The organism is Blautia sp. Marseille-P3201T (assembly GCF_900120295.1).
GTDB lineage: Bacteria > Bacillota > Clostridia > Lachnospirales > Lachnospiraceae > Blautia.
Map to the genome: position 1 here is coordinate 231,216 of NZ_LT635468.1, position 22,999 is coordinate 254,214.

At 39.9% G+C, this 22,999-nt stretch carries 21 protein-coding genes, 1 tRNA gene and 1 pseudogene; all 23 read right to left on the reverse strand.

Annotated elements, in window-relative coordinates:
• Window positions 1-5: 5 nt before the first annotated feature.
• Window positions 6-488 carry a transcription elongation factor GreA gene (gene greA / locus BQ7352_RS04085; protein ID WP_072447497.1) on the reverse strand — a complete coding sequence of 161 codons (483 nt, stop codon included), beginning with the start codon at window positions 486-488 and terminating at the stop codon, window positions 6-8.
• Window positions 489-645: 157 nt separating this feature from the next.
• Window positions 646-1,602: a tRNA dihydrouridine synthase DusB gene (gene dusB, locus BQ7352_RS04090; RefSeq protein WP_072447196.1), complete on the reverse strand. Its 957-nt coding sequence runs from the start codon at window positions 1,600-1,602 to the stop codon at window positions 646-648.
• Complete coding sequence (locus BQ7352_RS04095) at window positions 1,592-1,933, reverse strand: DUF6145 family protein (protein WP_003022100.1); 342 nt, start codon at window positions 1,931-1,933, stop codon at window positions 1,592-1,594. Before BQ7352_RS04095 ends, dusB begins: the two co-directional genes overlap by 11 nt.
• A gap of 11 nt (window positions 1,934-1,944) precedes the next feature.
• Window positions 1,945-2,706, reverse strand: a complete 762-nt coding sequence (locus tag BQ7352_RS04100) for a biotin--[acetyl-CoA-carboxylase] ligase (RefSeq protein ID WP_003022098.1) — start codon at window positions 2,704-2,706, stop codon at window positions 1,945-1,947.
• A 1-nt stretch (window position 2,707) separates the two neighbouring features.
• Window positions 2,708-3,706 carry an ornithine carbamoyltransferase gene (gene argF, locus BQ7352_RS14735; RefSeq protein WP_003022096.1) on the reverse strand — a complete coding sequence of 333 codons (999 nt, stop codon included), beginning with the start codon at window positions 3,704-3,706 and terminating at the stop codon, window positions 2,708-2,710.
• Between the two features lie 18 nt (window positions 3,707-3,724).
• The gene (locus tag BQ7352_RS14740; RefSeq protein ID WP_072447198.1) at window positions 3,725-4,897 is read right to left on the reverse strand and encodes a patatin-like phospholipase family protein; all 1,173 of its coding nucleotides are present in this window, start codon (window positions 4,895-4,897) and stop codon (window positions 3,725-3,727) included.
• 65 nt (window positions 4,898-4,962) lie between these two features.
• Window positions 4,963-5,892, reverse strand: coding sequence for an SPFH domain-containing protein (locus BQ7352_RS04115; RefSeq protein ID WP_072447200.1), 930 nt, complete (start codon window positions 5,890-5,892; stop codon window positions 4,963-4,965).
• 1 nt (window position 5,893) lies between these two features.
• Entirely contained in the window at window positions 5,894-6,334 is a 441-nt protein-coding gene (locus BQ7352_RS04120; RefSeq protein WP_242948517.1) for an NfeD family protein, read from the reverse strand.
• A gap of 194 nt (window positions 6,335-6,528) precedes the next feature.
• Window positions 6,529-7,278, reverse strand: a complete 750-nt coding sequence (locus BQ7352_RS04125) for a cell wall hydrolase (RefSeq protein ID WP_072447203.1) — start codon at window positions 7,276-7,278, stop codon at window positions 6,529-6,531.
• Window positions 7,279-7,477: 199 nt separating this feature from the next.
• Window positions 7,478-8,287, reverse strand: coding sequence for a TrmH family RNA methyltransferase (locus BQ7352_RS04130; protein ID WP_003022080.1), 810 nt, complete (start codon window positions 8,285-8,287; stop codon window positions 7,478-7,480).
• 4 nt (window positions 8,288-8,291) lie between these two features.
• The gene (gene pfkA / locus BQ7352_RS04135; protein WP_072447204.1) at window positions 8,292-9,293 is read right to left on the reverse strand and encodes a 6-phosphofructokinase; all 1,002 of its coding nucleotides are present in this window, start codon (window positions 9,291-9,293) and stop codon (window positions 8,292-8,294) included.
• 76 nt (window positions 9,294-9,369) lie between these two features.
• The gene (locus BQ7352_RS04140; RefSeq protein ID WP_072447206.1) at window positions 9,370-12,840 is read right to left on the reverse strand and encodes a DNA polymerase III subunit alpha; all 3,471 of its coding nucleotides are present in this window, start codon (window positions 12,838-12,840) and stop codon (window positions 9,370-9,372) included.
• Window positions 12,841-12,852: 12 nt separating this feature from the next.
• Window positions 12,853-13,446, reverse strand: coding sequence for a class I SAM-dependent methyltransferase (locus tag BQ7352_RS04145; RefSeq protein ID WP_072447208.1), 594 nt, complete (start codon window positions 13,444-13,446; stop codon window positions 12,853-12,855).
• Between the two features lie 345 nt (window positions 13,447-13,791).
• Window positions 13,792-14,631, reverse strand: a complete 840-nt coding sequence (locus BQ7352_RS04150) for a CvfB family protein (protein ID WP_072447209.1) — start codon at window positions 14,629-14,631, stop codon at window positions 13,792-13,794.
• 80 nt (window positions 14,632-14,711) lie between these two features.
• Window positions 14,712-15,422 carry an acyl-[acyl-carrier-protein] thioesterase gene (locus tag BQ7352_RS04155; RefSeq protein WP_072447212.1) on the reverse strand — a complete coding sequence of 237 codons (711 nt, stop codon included), beginning with the start codon at window positions 15,420-15,422 and terminating at the stop codon, window positions 14,712-14,714.
• A 69-nt stretch (window positions 15,423-15,491) separates the two neighbouring features.
• Window positions 15,492-15,563 (reverse strand) — tRNA-Gln (locus BQ7352_RS04160).
• Between the two features lie 252 nt (window positions 15,564-15,815).
• Window positions 15,816-16,658: pseudogene (locus BQ7352_RS04165) on the reverse strand (Rpn family recombination-promoting nuclease/putative transposase).
• A 526-nt stretch (window positions 16,659-17,184) separates the two neighbouring features.
• Complete coding sequence (locus tag BQ7352_RS04170) at window positions 17,185-18,540, reverse strand: MATE family efflux transporter (RefSeq protein ID WP_072447214.1); 1,356 nt, start codon at window positions 18,538-18,540, stop codon at window positions 17,185-17,187.
• Between the two features lie 254 nt (window positions 18,541-18,794).
• Window positions 18,795-19,574, reverse strand: coding sequence for an alpha-L-fucosidase (locus BQ7352_RS04175; RefSeq protein WP_242948518.1), 780 nt, complete (start codon window positions 19,572-19,574; stop codon window positions 18,795-18,797).
• A 78-nt stretch (window positions 19,575-19,652) separates the two neighbouring features.
• Window positions 19,653-21,314 (reverse strand): sensor histidine kinase, encoded by a 1,662-nt coding sequence (locus BQ7352_RS14745; RefSeq protein ID WP_242948519.1) that lies wholly within the window; start codon window positions 21,312-21,314, stop codon window positions 19,653-19,655.
• Between the two features lie 33 nt (window positions 21,315-21,347).
• A complete protein-coding gene (locus BQ7352_RS14495) occupies window positions 21,348-21,515 on the reverse strand; it encodes a hypothetical protein (RefSeq protein ID WP_159430627.1) in 168 nt (55 codons plus the stop codon).
• Complete coding sequence (locus tag BQ7352_RS04185) at window positions 21,512-22,591, reverse strand: helix-turn-helix domain-containing protein (RefSeq protein ID WP_242948520.1); 1,080 nt, start codon at window positions 22,589-22,591, stop codon at window positions 21,512-21,514. The genes BQ7352_RS14495 and BQ7352_RS04185 overlap by 4 nt, the downstream gene beginning before the upstream one ends.
• Before the next feature lie 30 nt (window positions 22,592-22,621).
• Window positions 22,622-22,963: a response regulator gene (locus BQ7352_RS14750; RefSeq protein WP_242948521.1), complete on the reverse strand. Its 342-nt coding sequence runs from the start codon at window positions 22,961-22,963 to the stop codon at window positions 22,622-22,624.
• Window positions 22,964-22,999 lie beyond the last annotated feature (36 nt).

The window sequence follows — 22,999 nt, forward strand, 5'->3', positions numbered from 1 at the left end:
TATCTTTAAATATTTCTCTCGATTTCGAGAATTTTGTATTCCATTACACCTGCAGGCATTTCAACGGATACTGTATCACCTTTTCTTGCTCCGATAAGAGCTTTTCCAACCGGTGACTCATTGGAAATTTTGCCTTCCAAACTGTTAGCTTCTGTTGAACCTACAATTTTAAATTCCATTTCTTCTTCAAACTCAACATCATAAACTTTTACTTTACAGCCTACGCTGATTTTATCTAAATCTACTTCATCCTCTACAACAACTTCTGCATTTTTCAGGATTTTTTCAATTTCTTCAATTCTGGCTTCGATATCTCTCTGCTCATCTTTTGCTGCATCATATTCTGCATTTTCAGACAAGTCGCCCTGTTCTCTGGCTTCCTTAATCTTCTCTGCCACTTCTTTTCTTTTGTTTACTTTTAAATCGTGTAATTCTTCTTCCAGTTTTGTCAGTCCCGCATACGTAAGTAATGTTTTCTTTTCTTCCATTTTAATTCTACACCCTTTCTCAATATATTTATAATGGAAAACGAACCCAGAAGGCTCGTCCATACAAATATCACTTCTTAACAGTCATAATATTATAAATAATAGATATGCGGATGTCAAGCTTATTACTCCTCATAATCTAATATTTATAGTTTTTTTACAATCTATTCACCAGCTCTTCCAGTTGCTCATAAGACTCTACTTCATTCACCATTCTTCTTACCGATGCAGAATGAGGCATACCCGAAGTGTACCATGCCACATGCTTACGCATTTCCCTCATTCCCGTATAAGCTCCCTTATATTCTAACTGAAGTCTTGCATGGCGGAGCATCATTTTCTTAATCTCCTCCATAGAAGGTTTTGGTTTCATCTTTCCTGTTTCCTGATAATATAAAATTTCTGAAAACAGCCACGGATTTCCCTGCACGGCACGGCCAAGCATAATGCCGTCACAGCCTGTTTCCTTTACCAGCTTTTCCGCTTTTTCAGGAGAAGTCACATCCCCGTTTCCAATAATCGGAATAGACACCGCCTCCTTCACCTGACGGATAATATCCCAATCCGCCTGTCCGGAATAATACTGCTCTCTTGTTCTTCCATGTACGGCAACGGCTGTTGCTCCTGCATCTTCCAAAATCTTTGCAATTTCTACTGCATTTACACTGTCTTCTGTGAAGCCTTTACGGATTTTCACAGTAAGGGGTTTTTTAATTGCCCTCGACACCTTATACACAATCTCATGCACCAGCTTTGGATTTTTCATAAGAGCCGAGCCTTCTCCGTTATTCACCACTTTTGGAACAGGACATCCCATGTTGATATCCAGAATATCAAAATTTCTATGTTCAATCTGCTTGGCAATTTCTGCCATCAAATCCGGCTCCGAGCCAAAAAGCTGTAAAGAAACAGGACGTTCTCTCTCATCAATCTCCATCAGACTTTCCGTATTCTTATTTTTAAAATGAATGGCTTTTGCGCTTACCATCTCCGTGCAGATAAGCCCTGCTCCCTGCTCCTTGCAAAGCAAACGAAATGGCAGGTCCGTTACCCCTGCCATAGGCGCCAATATTAAATTATTTTCCAGCGTCACATTTCCGATTTTAAGCTTCATCTTCTACCTCTTGTCCCAGAAAGAATACTTTATAATATAATTCCAAAGACTCTAAAAGCTCTTTTTTCTTCTGGCGTAAATCTTTAATACGCAGTACACTGCCGATTTCATCAAACATAGCATCTGCTTCCAGCGCCTCTACCTGAAACTGCAGGCTTCCGTCTTCATCAAATTCCAAAGTGAGGACTCCTCCGATTTCCTCTGTATACAATACGCACATAATGTGCAGCTCATCCTGTATAGACTGAGGAAGTGATGCAAAATCATCATTAAAATAATACTTCTGCTCGTATGCACTTGCACCGCACAAAACTACTTTATCCTTGTACATGCTTATCTCCTTTATACATAACTATATAATCCCCTGACAGAAACCTCGCCGGAAAAAACCTTTCTCACCTTTCCCTGTAAATCCTCTACAAGGAGCTCTCCTGTATCGGTAATTCCCCTTGCTGTACCAATGGTTTCTGTGCCTTTTTCCAAAATCCTCACCTGCTGATTTTTATTCAAAAGCCGTTTTTCATATTCTTCCTTCAATGCCTTTAAATTCTGTGTTTTCAAAAACAGCTCATAATTCTTCCAAAAGCATGCTGTAACCTTCGTTACCAGCTCTTCTCTTGACATTTCCTTTCCTGTTTCCAGAAAAACAGAAGTTGCCTTATTTCTAAGCTCTTCCTGAAATTCCTTTTGATTGACATTGATACCTACACCAATCATAATAAAATCCGGCTTCTGTTCTTTCATCTGCATTTCCGTTAAAATACCACAGATTTTCTTCTTGGAAAGAACAATATCATTTGGCCACTTAATTCCTGCATCTATTCCTGCCATTTCTTCAACAGCTTCTGCCACAGACAATCCCATTACCAGCGTTAGGGATGAGGCGTTTTCTGCTCTCACCTCAGGCTGCATCAGCAAAAGTGTCATATAGATATTTTCACCGGGGACAGAAGTCCACACTCTCCCCAGTCTTCCTTTTCCCGCCGTCTGCTCATTTGCTACAAATAAAGCTCCATCCAGCTCTTTTCCAACACTCTTTTTTGCTTCCTCTTTTGCCCATGTCAGGGTAGAGTCCACACTTTCTTTCCAAAATATTTTCTCCATTTTAACAGCCTTCTGCCCCTAAAGTAGCCGCCATAACTGCTTTGATGGTGTGCATTCTGTTTTCTGCTTCATCAAATACAACAGACTGCTCGCTTTCAAAAACTTCATCGGTAACTTCCATGTCTTCAATTCCAAATTTTTCATTCATTTCTCTGCCGATATCTGTCTGCAAATCATGGAATGCAGGTAAGCAATGAAGGAAAATTGCCTGCTCTCCCGCATTTCTCATAACATCCATAGTAACCTTGTATGGTGTCAGCTCTTTAATACGCTCCTCCCATACTTCTTCCGGCTCTCCCATGGAAACCCATACATCCGTATAGATAACGTCTGCGCCTTTTGTACCCTCCATGACATTTTCTGTTAAAGTAATGGTTCCTCCTGATTTCTCTGCAAATCCTTTACACTCCTCTACCAGTGCATCATTTGGAAAATACTTCTTTGGAGCACAGGCAACGAAGTGCATTCCCATTTTTGCGCATAAAATCATCAGAGAATTTCCCATATTATAGCGGGCGTCTCCCATATAAACCAATTTCACTCCCTCAACTCTGCCTAAATGCTCACGAATAGTGAGTAAATCTGCCAGCATCTGTGTAGGGTGATATTCGTTTGTAAGTCCGTTCCATACGGGAACACCTGCATATTTTGCCAGCTCCTCTACTTTTTCCTGTCCAAATCCACGATACTCAATTCCATCGTAAACACGTCCTAAAACTCTTGCAGTGTCTTTAATACTCTCCTTTTTTCCAATCTGAGAGCTTTTCGGGTCTAAATATGTGCTGCCCATTCCCAAATCATGTGCTGCCACCTCAAAAGAGCTTCTTGTTCTGGTGCTGGTTTTTTCAAAAATCAGCGCAACATTTTTTCCTTTTAATGTATCCACGGGAATTCCCTGCTTTTTCTTTCTTTTTAATTCCGCAGATAAGTCAACAAGATACTCGATTTCTTCCTTGGTAAAATCCTTCAATGTTAAAAAATGACGCCCTTTTAAATCCATTACAGTAATCCTCCGCTTCTATAAAAGTTTTTCTTTTGAAATAATCTGCACAAAGGCAGGTAACTCTTCGCCCTCAAGAGACGGCAGTTTCTCTCTTACCTTATCCTGCAGCTCCTGCAAAGTATAAATTTTATACTTTTGAATTCTGCATATCTTTGCCGTTGCCTCTAAGATAGAAAGATACAGTTCTCTGTAACTCCATTCTTTCGAAAGCTTCATCTCCTCTGCGATTACCGGCAAAATAATTTCTGTCAGATTTCGAACTGCTCTGCTTTCCTGCAGCTCCAATTTATATACATCTGCCAGATATACATAAATATCCTGACTTAGTTCTGTCAACTGCCTTAAATAATAACATTCTTTTTCCTGTTCATCAATATAATATATTTTCCCCGCAAGTCCGTAAATCACACGCATGGTATCAAAATATCCACGTTTTAGATGTATTTTGCTTCTTTTAGGGTTAAAATCCAAAATACTTCCCAAGCTTACCGTAGGAGCAATGGTGTAAATCGTAGTATCTTCCGGAATTTTGACCTTTTTTTCTCTCCCAATGCCAAAAATCCGTACTACAAGAATATCCTTATACTCCTTCTCAATCAAAGTATCTATGGGAACATTGTTAATAGCCCCACCGTCAATATAGGTCTTTCCGTGGAGCTTCTCACTTTTAAAAATAGGAAAAATATAAGAGCTTGCCAATAAAAAGTCCTTAATAAGCTCCGGTTCAATTCCCTTTAAATCTACATTTAAGTCTCTCATTTCATCTACGCTGAAGGTGTGAATATACAAATCCATAGGAGAATTTTGAATTTTTTCTTCATCCACACATTCTGCAATCAGCTCTTTTAGGGGAGTAATGTCCACGCCGCCGGCAGAAATATAGTCCATCATATCCTTCAAAGCATCACGGCTGATTTTCTTCTGTTTAAAAATGTCTTCCATGACTTTATCATCTACCGACATAATCTGGGAATAAGAAATATTCTCCCACAGGCTTTCTGCCTTTTCCAAATCTCCCATACAGATTAAAGCTCCGTTTAATGCCCCTACGCTGGTTCCCGCAATTCCTTTTATACGAATACCTGCCTCTTTTAATGCTTTCCATGCGCCTATCTGATATGCGCCTTTTGCGCCGCCTCCCTCAAGTACCAGTCCATACTCTTTTGTAGTATCAATTACTGGTTTCATACTCTACCTCTCATTTCTATACAGAAAGGGAGCGTTGCATTTGCAAGCAGCCCCCTTTATTACACTTAATTTTCTTTTTTATTTGTAGCAATTTCTACTAAGGATGATGCAAGTCCTGCAATTCCCTGAATTTCTGACGGAATAATAATCTTAGTAGCTTTTCCGTCTGCTGCCTGTGCAAATGCCTCCAGACTCTTCAAAGTAAGAACGCTCTGGTCTGCACCTGCATCTTTGATAAATCGAATACCATCTGCCTTTGCCTGCTGCACTTTCAAAATAGCTTCTGCCTGACCTTCTGCCTCTTTAATCATCTTTTCCTTCTCAGCTTCCGCTCTCAAAATTGCAGCCTGCTTTTCAGCCTCTGCATCCAGAATTGCAGACTCTTTTTTACCTTCTGCCACAAGAATTGTAGATTTCTTCTCACCTTCTGCTTTCAGAATTGCTTCACGGCGTTCACGCTCTGCCTTCATCTGTTTCTCCATAGCTTCCTGAATAGCTGCCGGAGGAATGATATTTTTCAATTCTACACGGGTTACCTTAATACCCCACGGGTCAGTAGCATCATCAAGAGACGCTCTCATTTTTGTATTGATAATCTCTCTGGAAGTCAGTGTAGCATCCAGTTCCATATCACCGATAATATTACGAAGTGTGGTGGCCGTCAGATTTTCAATCGCCATAATCGGATTGTCAATTCCATAAGTAAATAATCTTGGGTCTGTAATCTGGAAGAATACAACAGTATCAATTCTCATAGTAACATTATCTTTTGTAATAACCGGCTGTGGAGCAAAATCTACAACCTGTTCTTTCAAGTTCACACGTTTTGCAACTCTTTCAAGAAAAGGCACTTTAAAATGAACACCACTTCCCCAGGTTGCCTTATAGACACCGAGACGTTCTAAAATATATGCCTGTGACTGAGGTACAATCTTAATGCAAGATGCTGCAATAATTAAAATAATTACCAACAAAATAATAAATAACCACATCATATTACATATCCTCCTCTACAATAAGCTTTACGCCTTCTACAGATGTAACTCTTACAACCTTTCCTTTTTCAATAACATTGCCGTCTTTCGCTCTTGCGCTCCATTCCATCCCCTTAATTGTAACCTGTCCTTCTGCCTTTAAGTTGTCAATGGTTGCCGTTACAATTCCCTTTTCTCCCGGGATACTGTCTACATTCGTTTTCTGTACATCTTTATTCAGATATTTTACAGCCAGCGGCCTTGTAAACAGCAAAAGTACTACAGAAATCACAATGAACAGCAAAAGCTGCAGCCACAACGGACCTCCTGCCAGCGAAACCAGAAAAGCAATCAATGCGCCTCCTGCAAACCAGACAGTTGTAAGTCCCAGAGTCAAAAACTCAATTACAAGAAGAATTGCCAGAACTACGAGCCATACAATTGATATCATTCCTGCGTCCATAACCCCACCTTCTTCACTATAAATTCTCTGCATCAGTAAAGTTTCTACTGATTTGTCCTCTCATTATATTCTAGTTTTCTGAAAATAGCAACGTTTTTTTCTTGTATTTTATTGTTTTTTGTGCACAAATAAAGCTCTAAAGGCAGCTTTTCACTGTCTTCAGAGCTTTTCAAAATAATAGTCAGTCTTCTCTTTTAATAAAATGTCTGATTACCGATAGTCAGACCTCTGCCACCTCCTGCATGGAAGAATAAACGGTCTCCAATAGTATTTGCTCCTGCAAACACATCTCTTGCAGCATCATAACATGCCTGACTTGCACCTCTGCTTAATACAGATGCAAGCTTACCTGACGCAGCCGGTGTAAACTGACCTTTCTGGTAAATAACTTCAGATAATGTATTTGGGAATTTGCTGCTGCGGATACGGTTCATAATTACCGCTCCTACACCAACTTTTCCTTCATAAGACTCCCCGCCTGCTTCACATTCAATAATTGCAGCCATCAAATCTAAATCTGCCTGAGATACAGATGTTGTCTGATTTGAAATTGCTGCCGTCTCAACTACGGCGTCTAACGGCTGTGCACCTGTAATCTCCCCATCGCCGTGCACGGACTCAAATAACTGCTGCGCTTCCTCTCCGGATACTAACAAGTCCTCTCTGATATATCCTTCAATCTCACCGGAAGAAACCTGAACCCATCCGTTTTCTTCACCTACCACAGTCACCACAGCTCCTGCCGGAAGCTTTCCGACTCTCTCTGTGCTGATGTCAGAGCCCTTACGAATGTTTGCGTATGTAGTCACATTCGCTGCTGCTTTATCTGACCAGTCAAAAGTTTCTTTATCTGTTGTATCTGCCAATGCCGGTACTGCCATTGCAACAGTCATAGCACCAACAGTTCCCACACAAGTTAAAAGTTTCATGAATTTTCTTCTCATTAAAATAACCTCCTGATAAGTCTGTTTCTTTTTTTAACATTTATTACAGATTTATTAAGTTTTGTTACAAACTTATTCTAACAAGGTTACGTTTCTTTGTCAACCGGGTATTTTTTGTAACATTTTACAGTATTTCGGAGAGAAAAATAGAAAAAAGTGGCAAATATATAGAATATTCACCACTTTTCAAATTTTATATTCAATTTTTACGGCGCTGCCTGTATGCCTCGTACATCAAAATTCCCGATGCCATAGCAGCATTTAAGGACTCCACTTTTCCCTGCATTGGAATTTTAATCAGGGTATCTGCGCTCTCTGTGAGCTGCTCGGTAAGACCGTTTCCTTCATTTCCAATAAGAAATGCTGTGCCTTTCGTATAACACTCCTCATCGTAATCATTTCTTCCTTTTAAATGAGCAGCATAAGTCGTAATTCCCTTTTCTTTTAAAAGAGGAAGCACTTCCTCCTCAATGGAATTTACATAAATAATCGGCATCCTGTAAACAGAGCCCATAGTGGAACGGATAACCTTCGGATTAAACACATCTACGGAGGTTCTGCTCATAATTACGCCTGTCACTCCTGCCCCTTCTCCGGTTCGTAAAATTGTCCCCAGATTTCCCGGGTCCTGTAAATCTTCTAAAATCATCAGCAGGGGATTTTCTTCTCCGCTTAAAATTTCAGAAAGAGTATAATTCTCCATTTTCACCAGACAAAGCACTCCCTGAGGTGTTACGGTATCGGATAAATTTTTAAAAATCTTATCGTCCACAAGCTCCACATATTCTGTTTCTTCTATACTAATGCCTTTCTCCAGAAGGATTTTTTCACATTCCTCCTTCCGGGCAAAAGACTGGGATAAATACACCTTTTGCAGACGGGATTTTGGTACTTCACTGAACATCTTAATTCCCTCAACCGCAAAAACCTGTTCTTCCCTGCGTACCTTTGCTTTCTTCAATATCTGCTGTACTTTCTTTATCTGTACATTTGACGCACTTGTAATCATTTTCTTACTCGTTATTCTTGCTGTAATTATGAGACAGGGAATAGCTTATCTCGTACTGGTATTCGGAGATACCTTTCTTCATTGCCAGAGCTTCATTGATATCCATATCAATGTACTCACCGTCTCTGTAGCAGATAACTCTCTTAGATTTTCCTTCCAGAAGAATATCTACGGCTTTTGCACCCATGATAGATGCATAAACTCTATCCTTACATGTTGGTGTACCGCCACGCTGCATGTGACCTAAAATAGTTGCTCTTGTTTCAATACCGGTTGCAGCTTCAATACGTTTTGCCATAGCTTCGGAATGTCCGATACCTTCTGCATTAATGATAATATGATGTTTTTTACCTTTTTTACGATTATCAATAATATTATTAATGATTTTCTGTTCATCAAAATCATACTTTTCAGGAAGCAAAATATCCTCTGCACCATTGGCAATACCGCACCATAAAGCAAGATATCCTGCATTTCTTCCCATTACCTCAATAATACTTACACGTTCATGAGAAGTAGAAGTATCACGTACCTTATCAATGGCTTCCATAGCTGTATTTACCGCTGTATCAAAACCGATTGTATACTCTGTACAAGCGATATCAAGGTCAATTGTTCCCGGAACGCCTACTGCGTTAATTCCCAGATTAGCCAGCTTCTGTGCACCGGCAAAAGAACCGTCACCACCGATAACTACCAGCCCGTCAATGCCGTGTTTTTTACATACCTCGGCAGCTCTCTTCTGTCCTTCCGGTGTACGCATTTCTGTACAACGGGCAGTATACAGGATTGTACCACCTTTTTGAATTGTATCTGAAACGTCTACGGCAGTCATGTCAATGATTTCTTCATTCATCAGACCGCTGTAACCTTTTAAAATTCCCTTCATATTAATACCACGGCTTAAGCCTCTTCTGACTACTGCACGAATTGCAGCATTCATTCCCGGCGCATCTCCGCCGCTTGTTAATACACCAATTGTTTTAATTTCTTTATTTGTAGTCATTTTCTTCCTCCATACTGTTGGCAGACCCTTGTTTCTTATTTTGTACATTTAATCGTTTTTTATTCTAATCTATTTTCTACTGTTTTTCAATACTCTTTTCGACAACTTTTACATTGTCTTTTCCATACTTTTCGTACAGTCTGGCCAATAAGTCCCGACTAATGCAGATACTCTTGGATGCCCCCATCCTTTTTATTGCTTTTGGTGACTTAATATAAATCACTACACTGTCCTTTCCATCTGCTTCTTTTAAGTCTTCATACAGCTCCTCTTCGCGGGAAAGAAAACTTTCCTTTGTTTCAAACTGCAGCCACAATTCTCTTGGAACATCTTCAAAAGAATAAATCCTTTCACAGATTATCTTGCTTGCTTTTTCCTCCTCAACAGAAACTCGTCCCTTGATAAATACTTTTTCATCAATTTCCATGAGTTTCACATTTTTTTCATAATCACGAGGGAAAATCACAACCTCCACGGTCCCCAGTAAATCTTCTAATGTAAGAAATGCCATCACTTTATTCGTTTTTGTATACTTAATGGTCTTTTCCGTAATCATTCCACCTACAATCACCTGCTGTCCGTCTCGCACCTTAGGCTGTCCATTTTCCTCATCCGGAAGAAAATCCGTAGTTACTGCTGATATATTCTTTCTCCAGCAGGTTTCATACTCTTCCAGTGGATGACCGCTGATATAAATTCCCAGTACTTCCTTTTCAAATGCCAGTTTTGCCTCTTTCGGATATTCCTCCACATCCGGCATACGAATTTCATAGGCTGTTTTTTCTTCCTCAGGCACTAAATCAAACAAACTCATCTGTCCGGCCATCATATTTTTCTTTTCCTGCACTACAGAGTCCAAAATCTGAGCATACACCATCATTTTCTGACGGCGGTTTCCGGGAAGTTCATCAAAAGCTCCTGCTTTAATAAAGTTTTCAATTGCCTTCTTGTTGACATCCTTTCCCGTCATTCTCTCAATAAAATCTCTAAGACTTGTAAAACTTCCCCGCTGGTTTCTCTCCGCCACAATCGCTTCAATTACCGGCTTTCCAATGCTTTTAATGGCAGAAAGGCCATAACGTATCCCTCCTCCATCCACGGAAAAGGTACTGTCACCTTTGTTAATATCAGGCGGCAGAATATCAATCCCCATTTTACGGCTGGATAAAATATACCCCGCAACTTTCGGCGGATTATCAATGACAGAAGTCATCAATGCCGCCATAAATTCCACAGGAAAATGACACTTCAAATACGCAGTCTGATATGCCACTACTGCATAAGCTGCCGCATGGGATTTATTAAAGGCATACTTGGCAAAATCCATCATCTGCTCATAGATTTTATTTGCAACTTCTTCTGAAATCCCTCTGTTAATACAGCCGGGAACACCTTCTTCTTCATTTCCGTAAACGAAATTTTGACGCTCCTTTTCCATTACCGCAGCCTTTTTCTTACTCATGGCACGGCGCACCAAATCGCTTCGTCCCAAAGTATATCCGCCTAAGGAACGCACAATCTGCATAACCTGCTCCTGATACACAATACAGCCATAAGTGGCGCTCAAAATCGGCTCCAGCTGCGGACAAAGGAAATGAATGCTGTCAGGATTATTCTTTCCTTCTATATATTGAGGAATAAAGTCCATTGGACCGGGACGATACAGCGATATTCCCGCAATAACGTCCTCCAGACTCTCCGGCTTCAATTCCTTCATAAAGCTTGTCATTCCTGCACTTTCCAGCTGGAAAACGCCCTCTGTCTTACCTGCTCCCAGCATATCGTAGACCGCTTTATCATTGTAATCCACATGGTCCATGTCAAGAGAAATCCCTTTGTTTTTCTCAATCAGCTTCACTGCCTTTTGAATAACTGTAAGAGTACGAAGTCCCAAAAAGTCCATTTTCAGAAGCCCCAGCTCTTCTAAAGTGGTCATGGTAAACTGTGTAACAATAGAACCGTCTGAAGCCCTTGCAAGGGGAACATATTCGTCTACGGATTTCTGACTGATTACCACCCCTGCTGCGTGCATGGAAGTATGACGAGGCAAACCTTCCAGACGGCGGCTCATATCAATAAGCTTTTTCACCGTTTCATCCGTAGTATACAAATTTTTCAATTCCGGGTTCATTTTTAAAGCTTTATCGATGGTGATATTTAATTCCTCCGGTATCATCTTGGCAATGGCATCACACTGCGCATAAGGCAGATCCATAACTCTTCCAACATCACGTATTACGCCTCGTGCTGCCATAGTACCAAAGGTAACAATTTGAACCACCCTGTCTTTTCCATATTTTTCCACCACATAATCAATAACTTCCTGTCTTCTTTCAAAACAGAAATCCACGTCAATATCCGGCATGGAAACACGTTCCGGATTTAAAAAACGCTCAAAGAGAAGGTTATACTTAATAGGGTCTAACTTGGTAATTCCCAAAGTATAGGAAACAAGGCTTCCTGCCGCAGAACCACGCCCCGGTCCTACCATAATGTCATGATCTCTTGCAAATCGAATAAAATCCCACACAATCAGGAAATAATCCACATAACCCATGGTTTTAATAACGCCCAGCTCATATTCCAGACGTTTTTCCAATTCTGTTAAGTCTCCGGTATATCGCTCCTTCAAACCGTCATAACACAGCTTATTTAAGTATTCCCATGAAGTATAAGGCGCAGGCACATCAAATTTCGGCAGCTTTGTCACCCCAAACTCAATCTCCACTTCACAACGGTCTGCAATTTTCTGGGTATTTTCCAGCGCCTCAGGAATATAAGGAAACAACTCTGCCATTTCCTCCGGGGATTTCACATAATATTGTCCCCCTTCATAGCGCATACGGTTTTCATCACTTAAAAGCTTTCTGGTCTGTACGCACAACAGAATATCATGGGCTTCCGCATCTGTGTCGTATGTGTAATGCACATCATTGGTGGCAACCAGCCCAATGCCCGTTTCCTGACTCATTCTCAAAAGCTGCTGATTAACTCTTTGCTGCTGGGGAATTCCGTGGTCCTGAAGTTCCAGAAAAAAGTTTCCCTTTCCGAAAATTTCCTCATATCGCAGAGCAGCGCTTTTCGCTTCTTCGTACATGCCTCTTGTAATGTTTTTTGCAACTTCTCCTGCAAGGCAAGCGCTTAATGCAATAATTCCTTCATGATACTCCTGTAAAAGCTCCATATCCACTCGCGGCTTATAATAAAAACCATCCACAAAAGCTTTTGACACAATTTTCATAAGGTTTTCATATCCATGATTATTCTCAGCCAGAAGAACCAGATGGTAATATCTGTCCTCTGCCTGTCCTATTTCCCTGTCAAAGCGAGAACCGGGGGCAACATATACCTCACAGCCCAAAATCGGTTTAATTCCCGCTGCTTTTGCTGCCCTATAAAAATCAATGCAGCCAAACATGACTCCATGGTCTGTTATGGCCGCACTGTTCATTCCCAGTTCTTTTACTCTGGCTACATATTCATTTATCTTATTTGAACCGTCTAAAAGACTGTACTCTGTATGTACATGTAAATGAGTAAAATTCACTGTATCTCTCCTTTATTCGTCTTGCTTTTCCTTGCGAAGCAGAACATTAAACCAACGATTACTCTTATCCGTTCTGACATCACTGGTTTTCCATATATCCAATACTTTTATATTCGAAAAAGAGTCCAAAAGATCATTAAGAGCCTCTCTGTCATAGTCATAGAAATATCTGCCATTGTAGTTACCGTTTCGGTCTCCCTTTTGAACAGAAAAATACAAAATCCCATCATCCTTTAATGCTCTCAGGATTTTCGCCATAATATCCTTCACTCTATCCGGTGAAAAATGCCCTAAAATAGCACAGGCCCAAATCCCGTGAAAAACATCTTCAAATTCCATATCCTCCACTCTAAGATGAAGCACTTCTTTTCCAGTATGAATGCTTGCCAGTTCACACATTTTTTCAGAACCATCTATAGCAGTAACGACACAGCCTTCTTCTTCAAGGCATACTGTATCTCTCCCCGATCCACAACCTAAATCAAGAACATCTGCACTCTCCGGAAGCAATTCAACAAAACGTTTAATTTGCTCCTCCATGCCAAATTCTACTGTTTCTTCATAATAAGGTACTGCGTACCGGTCATAATAATCTATCGAGTCCACTTATTTTCCTCCTTCTGGACATTTACAATTATACTTTACTTAAACATTTTACAATTATACCACGTGCGCAGAAAAGGAAGCACCCGATAGGGTATTTACTTTTCAAGCCGTGGCTTGCCGGTATAATCCGACGCCTCGTGGCGGCAAGCCGATTTTATCGGCTTGGTTTGCACATCGTGCAAACATTACCACGTACGCAGGCGAGGAAGCGCTCGTTAGAGCATTTTCTCGACAAGTCGTGGCTTGCCGGTATAATCCGACACCTTGTGGCGGCAAGCCGATTTTATCGGCTTGGTTTGCACATCGTGCAAACATTATACCATAATCTTTCCCATTGGAAAAGTCTTACCGTATAGAAATTTTCCCATTTTTTATTTCGATTTTATTCTCTTTTAACAGATGCCCCACTGCACGCTTAAAAGCATTTTTACTGAGTCCAAATTCTCTTTGAATAATCTTCGGGTCTGCCTTATCGTCAAAAGGCAGTTCCCCGTCAAATTCCTGAATGATTTCATAAACACTTTCTGCATCTTCATAAATCTGCATATACGCTTTCTTCTTAGCGCTCAGTGTCAGTTTTCCGTCTTCACGTACCGCTGTCACACGACAGGTCAGCTCATCTCCCGGTTTATAATTCCCCTGTGCTTCCTGTCTTGGTATCATGGCAGAATATTTATCATCCACAGCCACAAAAACACCGAAATTATCGCTGATTTCATAAACAACACCGGTTACTGTATCGCCCTCTCCATAAGGTGAGTCTGTTCTTAAATAATGATACACCTTCATGGTAGCACAAAGACGGCTGCTCTTATCAATATACAATGCCACCAGAACTTCTTCGTTTTCATGGAGCTTTTTTGTCTGCTGTTTATATGGAAGGAAAAGGTCTTTTTCCAAGCCCCAGTCTAAAAATGCTCCTATTCTTGTCACCTGTGCTACACGGAGCACTGCAATTTCTCCCAAAGTAATTTTCGGCTCTCTCACAGTGGCAATCAAACGGTCTGATGAGTCCTTGTAAATAAATACAGAAATCTTATCGCCCTTCTGTGTTCCTTCCGGAACCTGTTTTTTCGGCAGAAGAACAGTTTCCTTCTCCCCTGCATTTTCTGTTTCACCTAAATAAACACCGAAATCTACCAGTTTTGCAACTGTCAGCTCCTGTTTTTTTCCTAATTCTATCATAAATTCTCCTCTATATTTCTCTTAACTGATTGCTGTATTTCAAGCATATCATAGAACATTTCTTTACACAATAAATTTATCTACCGAAACTCCACAATCGCATAAGTTTCTCCATCGGGACTGTCCAGACCCACTGTGTAAATTCCGTTTTCTTCGTCTTCATGTACCTTCGGTATTATCACACTGTCCAAAACTGCCTGACTTTTGTATTCTGCCCGCATTTGTTTTACTGCAAAATCTGCCGGAATATATTCCTGCGCCATCAGCACATATTGACCATTGTTTACATGATGATTGGTGTCCAGATGATGTGCTTTCACCTGAAATGAAGGAAATTCTTTGTATTCCTTTGGCATCCTTATCTTTCTGGGTGCATATTCCATATCCAGCTTTTCCTCTAACACATAAGCTTTAATCTGAGTTTCATCCACATTCACCGGATGACCTGTATTCAAATCCAGAAGTGTCCATAGAGCATTCGCATAGGCTACTTTATTGCCATTTTCATCCTCCATGGCAAAATTTCTTTTTCCCAGAAAATGCTTAAACTCATAAGGCCACGTAGATATTGTAACTTTTTCGCAAAGCTTAGGATAACGTTCCACCACAATCTGCCATGCGGAAAGCACCCATACCTGATGTCTCTCTTCCAGAAATTTCATACCAACACCGATATCCTCTGATTGAAATGTACTGCAATCCTGAAAATAATTGATAATTCCATTTAAGGTAAGACATTTATTCTCCCCTGTCTCGCTGAAACGTATTCTGCTGTCAAAAGAATATTTCATAATCATTATCCCCCTATTCTTTTCTATGAAACAAAAAAATATCCCAGACGCTTTGTCTGGGATTAAAAGCTGGGCTACAAGGATTCGAACCTTGAAATGACGGAGTCAGAGTCCGTTGCCTTACCATTTGGCGATAGCCCAATGTTTTTTGTTGTGCCTCACAACAAAATATATTATATATCATTGTTTTTAAAAATGCAAGTACTTTTTTAAAATTTTTTTTATTTTTTTCAAATTACTTTTTAGAGCATATTTTAGGGGGATTTTAAAATAGAATTCCTCTGCTTTTCCTGAAATTTTACCTGAAATGGTATTGAAATGTTTTGATTACCTGCAAACCCCATAAGCACTAAAGATTTGCAGGTATTTCAGATTTGATTTTACTTCTAAATATTACATCTTAGAAATGAATTCATCCAGTGATTGAGCCGTTAATGCTGTCTGCATCCAAGCTTTAAGCCTTTCTATATCCTGTTGCTGATGCAGAGTTTCCAGAAGACTATTGGGTAATCGTCCAAGTCTGCTTAAAGTCATCTCAAGCATCTCCTTTGCCATTTTTAGTTGTCCTTCTCTACGTTCATCTTCCAGCAATAGTTCTAAAAGCATAAATCTTTCCTCCATTTCTCTGCTCTCCCTGATATGGGTGACTGATTTCTGCACTTACCTTACATAATCATCTTGAAAATCCTTCTGACTTTCTTTTAAGTCTGCATGTACAAATTCCAGAAAAGAAACCAATTCCTTTGGTACGTCTTTTGAATTCTCTCCATGAGTATTTAAAAACACAATACAACGTCCATCCTTTAAAAGAATATTTTCCGCTTCCCTGCAAGTTATCTGAAACGTATAACGATATTTTCCTGCACCAAAAGGGTCAAAATCACAGAGAAAAATTACATAGCTGTCGGGAAGCTCTGCATAGTTACATCCCTTGACTAAAATATCCATATCCATGTGACTTTGGTAGTAACGGCTTCTGCGCCCCAATGCCGGTTGCTTTAGTACCTGCATTTCTACATTATAGCGGGTATTTTTCTCATCTTTTGCATAAACATCTAAACGAACACCTTTATACTCCGGATGATAAACAATACTTTTCTCTGTACTGATTTCCACATGGTCAATTTTTATAGGAAGAACACGTTCCAAAAAGCCTTTGCAGTTTTCTTCATCTGACATCACTGCTGCAAACATAAAATTATTTTTAATTGTAAGGTTCTTTAATAATGTATCCATACTTTTTCCTCCATCTTACAGAGGAATTCTATAACATATAGTATAGCAAAGAAAAAAACAAGTTTCCAGACATTTTCCTTCTTGGACAGGGCATAAAAAGTTCTCTATTTATTTCCCCTTTCTTCACAGAATGTTCATTGACTTTTTAAGCGCAAAAAGAGTAAACTATTAGCTACATACTCTATATTTCATCCCAACACATCCATTCTCCTATTCTTGTCCTTTACTTACAAAACACTAATCCTTATCTGCATTTCATCACATAACATGCTTTAAAATCCGCAATCATCAGCTTAATATCTCTTACATTTCCCTCTTTAATTCCTTTCAGCTTTATTTCTTCCATTAACGTATAGCTATCTTCTCAGATACACACTCAGTATTCCAACAGCAAATGATTAGTCCTATTTTCGCAGTTTTTTCGAGTATAGTGATGTTTTGAAAGCCATGTTTGAGTGCATCTGCATAAGATACAAAAAGCCACAATACCGCTCCCCCACAGCATCATGGCTTTCTGACTTTTTCTCTATCTGTTTTCTTTTTTCTTCATAATCCAGAAGTAATATGGTATCAGTGGTATCAGCGCTGCAATCCATGCCGCCGGGTCTGCCATACATACTCCTGCAAAGCTGGTATTTCCTGCCACCAGAAAAACAATTCCGGCTCTGGCAACCAATTCGAATACGCCTCCCATCATAGGCACAAGTCCGTATCCCATACCCTGCAATGCGTTTCGGTAAAGGAAAATACTTCCTAAAAACGGATATGCCCATACAACGGTTTCGAAGTAAATTCCTGCTGCTTTTAAAACATCTGTCTCAGATGCTTTCACGAAAATCAATATCAGATATTCTCCAAAGAAATGAACCAGCACCATCATAATCAAGCTGGTAACTAAAATCATTCCCTGTGTGAGATATACGCCCTTTCTCACTCTGTCCATCTTGCCTGCTCCACGGTTCTGCCCTACATAAGTAGCAATGGTAGCGCCAAAGGACACGAATACGGTACAAATGATATTCTGAATTTTTCCTGCTGCGGAAAATCCCGCCATGCTCACTGCGCCGTATACGTTAATAGCTCCCTGCACAATAATGGTTCCGATAGCAGTAATGGAAAACTGTAATGCCATAGGAATTCCAAGTCCAAGCAGCTTGTTGATTGTACTCATGGAGAAATGAAAATCTTCCTTTTTTAACTTCAAAACATCGAATTTTTTAAGAATATACAGGAAACACAAAAACGCAGATATTCCCTGTGCAATTACCGTAGCATAACCGCAGCCTTCCACACCCATGTGGAACACCACAATAAATACAATGTCAAGCACTACATTAATCACCGCAGATATAATCAAAAAATACAAGGGTGACTTACTGTCTCCCAACGCTCTTAGCACACCGGCAAGGGCATTGTAAGCACAGGTAACTGCCAGACCGGCGTAAATAATTGCCATATAGCTGCTGATATCTCCCATAAGATGCTCCGGTGAATTCATCAGGCGCAAAATCGGCTCATTGGCAATTAAAAGCCCTCCTGTCATCACTACAACAAAGCCCACACAGATGTAGACGGACATAGCGATATAATGTCTCATTCTATCCAGCTTTCCGGCTCCAAACCATTGGGCAACCCATATAGAAAATCCACTGGTAAGCCCGTTTAACCAGCCTGTAACCAAAAAGATTAAAGAACCGGTACTTCCAATAGCTGCAAGAGCATCTACGCCCAAAAACTGTCCTGCAATAATGGAGTCCGCAATATTATAAAACTGCTGAAAAATATTTCCTAAACACATTGGAATCATAAATCTGATAATCAGCTTTATGGGACTTCCCGATGTCATGTCATTTGTCATCCTTCTTCCCCTTTCCTTCTTCATTCTTATTTCACGATTTTTTATTTTATCACGCTTTTTTTTATAATTCCAGAGATGTTTTTCACATATTTTCCCTTTATTTACATATCCTATTGTTAAGATTGAAAAGTATTTTTATGTATCGGAGGTGTTTTTATGCTTTTTTTATTATTCCTTCTCCTTATTCTTTTTACTCTTTGTATCCTTTGCCTCCCCATGGCAAAGACAAGCTTTGACAAAGAGCTTTCAGACAAGGAGCAAGAAGCATTTCTTCAAGCTTACAAAGACAAGAACTCCAAGCCTTCTTCCTGAAGAGTAATCTCCACACAGTAATTGGTTTCTTTCCATAAATCTTTTGGCAAATGAATGACAATCGTAGATATTTCCTCACAGTTTAACGTATTTTGCGGTTCTAAAGCTCTGTCATTCTTTAAAACTTTAGCACTTACAGAATAATTGGCAATGTTTGGAAGCTCAATATATTCTCTTTTCTTCAATACGTGCACATAGAGCTTATGCTCCTTTCTGGTAAGCTCTGCCCAGTCCAGCTCATAAGGGTAATATGGCATTGCCTTTGTTCCGAAAATCCCTTCGCCGTTTTCCTTTACGTATTTACCCACTTCATTTAAAACGTCCAGACTTCCCTTTGGCACTGCTCCTGTTCCGTCAGGACCGATATTCAGCAAATAATTTCCCCCTCTGCTTACTACTTTTAAGAGCAGACGGATAACCTCATCCGGACTTTTAAAGTTTTCGTCTCCTATTTTATACCCCCATGTGTCGTTTAAGGTAGCGGGAAGCTCCCAGTCTCCTTCATAGGAAAGACGTGGAAGGAAGTTGTCGCTGGTTGTCATATATTCTCCTAAATCATTTCCTATTCTTCCACTTACAATACAATCCGGCTGAAGGGATTTTACCGTATCAAACAATTCACGGCTGTAAACACTGTAAAGAAAATCAAATATGGTATAATAAACATCCATCCACTTCTGTTTTCCTTCTTTTGTGCTACGGAGGTTTTCACTTTTACTGCTGAATTCTTTTTCATAAAATTCCACCTCTCACTTCTTTTCTGATATCTTTATTTTATCTTGTGAAGCCTAGAATTTATATAGGTGGTTTTTTATATCCATTGGTTATTTTTGTTTTTCTTTCAAATTTCCGCTCTCGTCCACATCCTCTTTGGTAATCACAGGAATTTTTACAACGACCAGTGTTCCCATACCCTTTTTGCTGTATATAGACACAGCATCCTCTATGCCAAAGTAAAGACGAATACGCATTTGTGCGCTGTGAAGTCCAATTCCCGTACTTCTGGGCGCTTTTTCTTCTGTGTTTTTTCTGCCTTTTTTAATCTGGCTTCGCACCTGTGCCAAACGTTCCTTATCCATTCCGCAGCCGTTATCTACCACTCTTATCCAAACCCATCCGTCTCTTTCGTGAATAGAAAGACGAACCTTCATAGGTCTTTCCAGACCTTCCGTTCCGTATAAGAAAGAATTTTCCACAATGGGCTGAAGAAGAATTTTCAGGGAATACAGCTCGTGAACCTGTGCCATATCTGTCTGCAATTCAAATTCCACACTGTCTCCATAACGGTTTTTCTGGATTTTCACATACGCCATGAGATGTTCTATTTCATGCTCCATAGGCACGATAACCTGTCCTCCGCTTATGGAAAGGCGATACATTCTGCCAAGACTTGCCGCCATTCTGCCAATATCCGGACGACGGGCTTCGTTGGATTTCCACACAATATTTTCCAATGTGTTATACAGGAAATGAGGATTTATCTGACTCATCAATACCTCAAGTTCCAGCTCTTTCTTTTTCCTGTCTGCCTTTAATCCCTCAATGATGTGGGTATTAATCCGCTTCAGCATGGAGTTATAATAGACCATCATGTCATAGATTTCATTTTTTCTGGGGTGCTCCTTTAACTCTACATAAGCATTTAAGTTGCCGTTATAAACCTCTTTCATGGAAATATTCAGCTTGTTAATCGGCTCCATAAAACTTCTGTAAAGGTAAACAATCAGCAAGGCGCTGATACCCATAGAAACCAGAAGGATAATAAAAAATTTCAGATACAAACTATCCACGGAAGCCGTTATCTGTGTTTCGGGAACGGCCATAATCGTACGCCAGTCGTTGATTTCTGATTTTTTGATATCTACCAGATAACTCTTTCCCTTTTTACCGATTTCAAAGAATTTTTTCGTATTGTCCCGCACCTTTACAAATAAATTTTCGGGAATTTTTCCTTCTTTTAAAGTTTCTTCGTCACTGCTGGAAATAATATTTCCCTCTCCGTCTACAATGTAGATTTCCCCTCTTAATACCTTTGCCTTATCTTTATATAAATCATAAAAAACACCTTCATCAAGAGCAAAAATCTGCACATATTCATAACGGTTATGTTCACGGGAAAACACACGTCTGGAAACAAAAACTGCCATTTTTTCATGAATATCCTCAGGCATATCGCTGAGCAAAAAGTTCTCCCTTACGGGATACCAGATAAACCGCATCAAATTTGCCGGATCATTTACCTGCATTTTTTCCAGCTCATGCTTTGTTTCCTCTGTATCCTGATTGGGATCTCTGAAATTTAAAAGCTCCCCTCTCCAAGTATACATGGCGCTGAGCTTTTCACGGCGGTTCAGCCTGTCCAATGGCTCTAATATCTGCTCATGAATACGGACAATCGCTCCTTTTTTATAAGAACTGCTCCTTTTGCTGTAAATGGTTTCCGCATAATCCTCGAACTCATCTGTCCCTGCATACACATCGGACATGGCATACACTTCATCTACCTTCTCATCAACATTTCAGCTCACTTCTCTTAAATCATGATGGGCAGTACGAATATACTCCTCTTTTAAAGCAGACCTTGTCTGCCAGAATAAAAGAGTCACCACGCCCAGCACCGGAATTAAAATCAACAGCATGCCAAAGAGCATTTTCCGCTTTAACGCTCCTGTTTTTTTCTTTTTCATTCCCTTCCTGACCTCGCACCTTCTACAAAGTTTCTGTATTCATTGGGGCTCATGCCACAGCTCTTTTTAAACACTTTAATGTAATTTGATACGTCTGCCCAGCCAAGAGCTTCCGCAATCTCATAGATTTTCAGGGATGGGTCAGACAAAAGCTCCTTGCTCTTCTCCACTCGCTTTTGTGTTACATATTCACTAAAGTTACATTCAAATTCACTTTTAAAGATTTTGGAAATATAGGCAGTATTTTTATGCACCTTTCCCGCAATATATTCCAGAGAAATTTTATTGGAGGTAAATTCCAAATCTACGATTTCCCGAATAGCAGATGCCAGACTGCTGCGCTTCTTATTCTCTCCCCTCATCTCTTTGCAGGCTTTGGAAGACTCTGACAGCACCAGATACAGAAAATCTCTTTTTTCCTTCAACGTATCCTTTTTATAAATATCCGAATATCTGCATCCCTGCTCTTTCATAACCTTTTCCATCTGCACACTGCATCGCAGAAGCTTTCTGGAAATGTGAAACAGCAATTCCAGACACAGACGGTTAATATAGCCATAATCGGAAATCACCCTGTCATAAAAAACAGAAAAGGTGCTGTCCAAGGCTTCCATCAGTTTTTCCTTTTCCTGCTTTAAGATATATTCCATAATCTTTGCATCGTCAAAGGAAATAGTGTAATAATCAAAATCCGCTTCTCGAATTTCATCGTAATACATAATCAAATCTTTTTTCTCTTTAAAGATTTTCTGGCTGACACAGCACTTTGCCTGCTCATAGCACTGGGGCAGCATCTGATAATCCACACAAAAGCTGCTAATACCCACGGACACGCAAATCCCCGTACTTTCTTTTACATATTGCAGTAATTTCTCTGTTTTTTCCCGTAAGGTTTCCTCTTTTTCATCAGGCGGAAGCATTAAAATTCCTGTCAGCCTTTCCTCGTAGTTCAAAAAAAATTTTCCTGAAATGTCATCTAAATGTTGATATTCCCGCAAAGCCTTTAACACCTGTACCATCAGGTGATAATTGACATTCCTGTCCTTTTTCTGACTGTCTTCCAGATAAAAGAACATAACGCTGAAACGACATTCTCCTTCAAAAAGCTACTCCATTTCATCTTCGTTGTAGCCGTATCCTTTGATTAAGGCATTACATCTTTTCTGCTCTCTTAACTGTCTGGCTTCTTCGTCAGAAAGTCGGCGCTCTACATCCTCATCCAGCTTCTTTTTCATTTTGCGGAATACTTCCTCAAATTCATCAATATCCGTAGGTTTTAATAAGTATTCACTTACTCCGTTCTGAATTGCAGTCTGAAGATATTCAAAATCATTGTAACCGCTTAAAATTACAATTCTGATATGGGGATATTCTTTATTCAGCCGCTTCATTAGCTCAAGCCCGTCCATCTTCGGCATACGGATATCGGAAAGCACCACTCTTCCCACGGCAGGCTGTTTGCAATACCCTGTGCGATTGCCTGC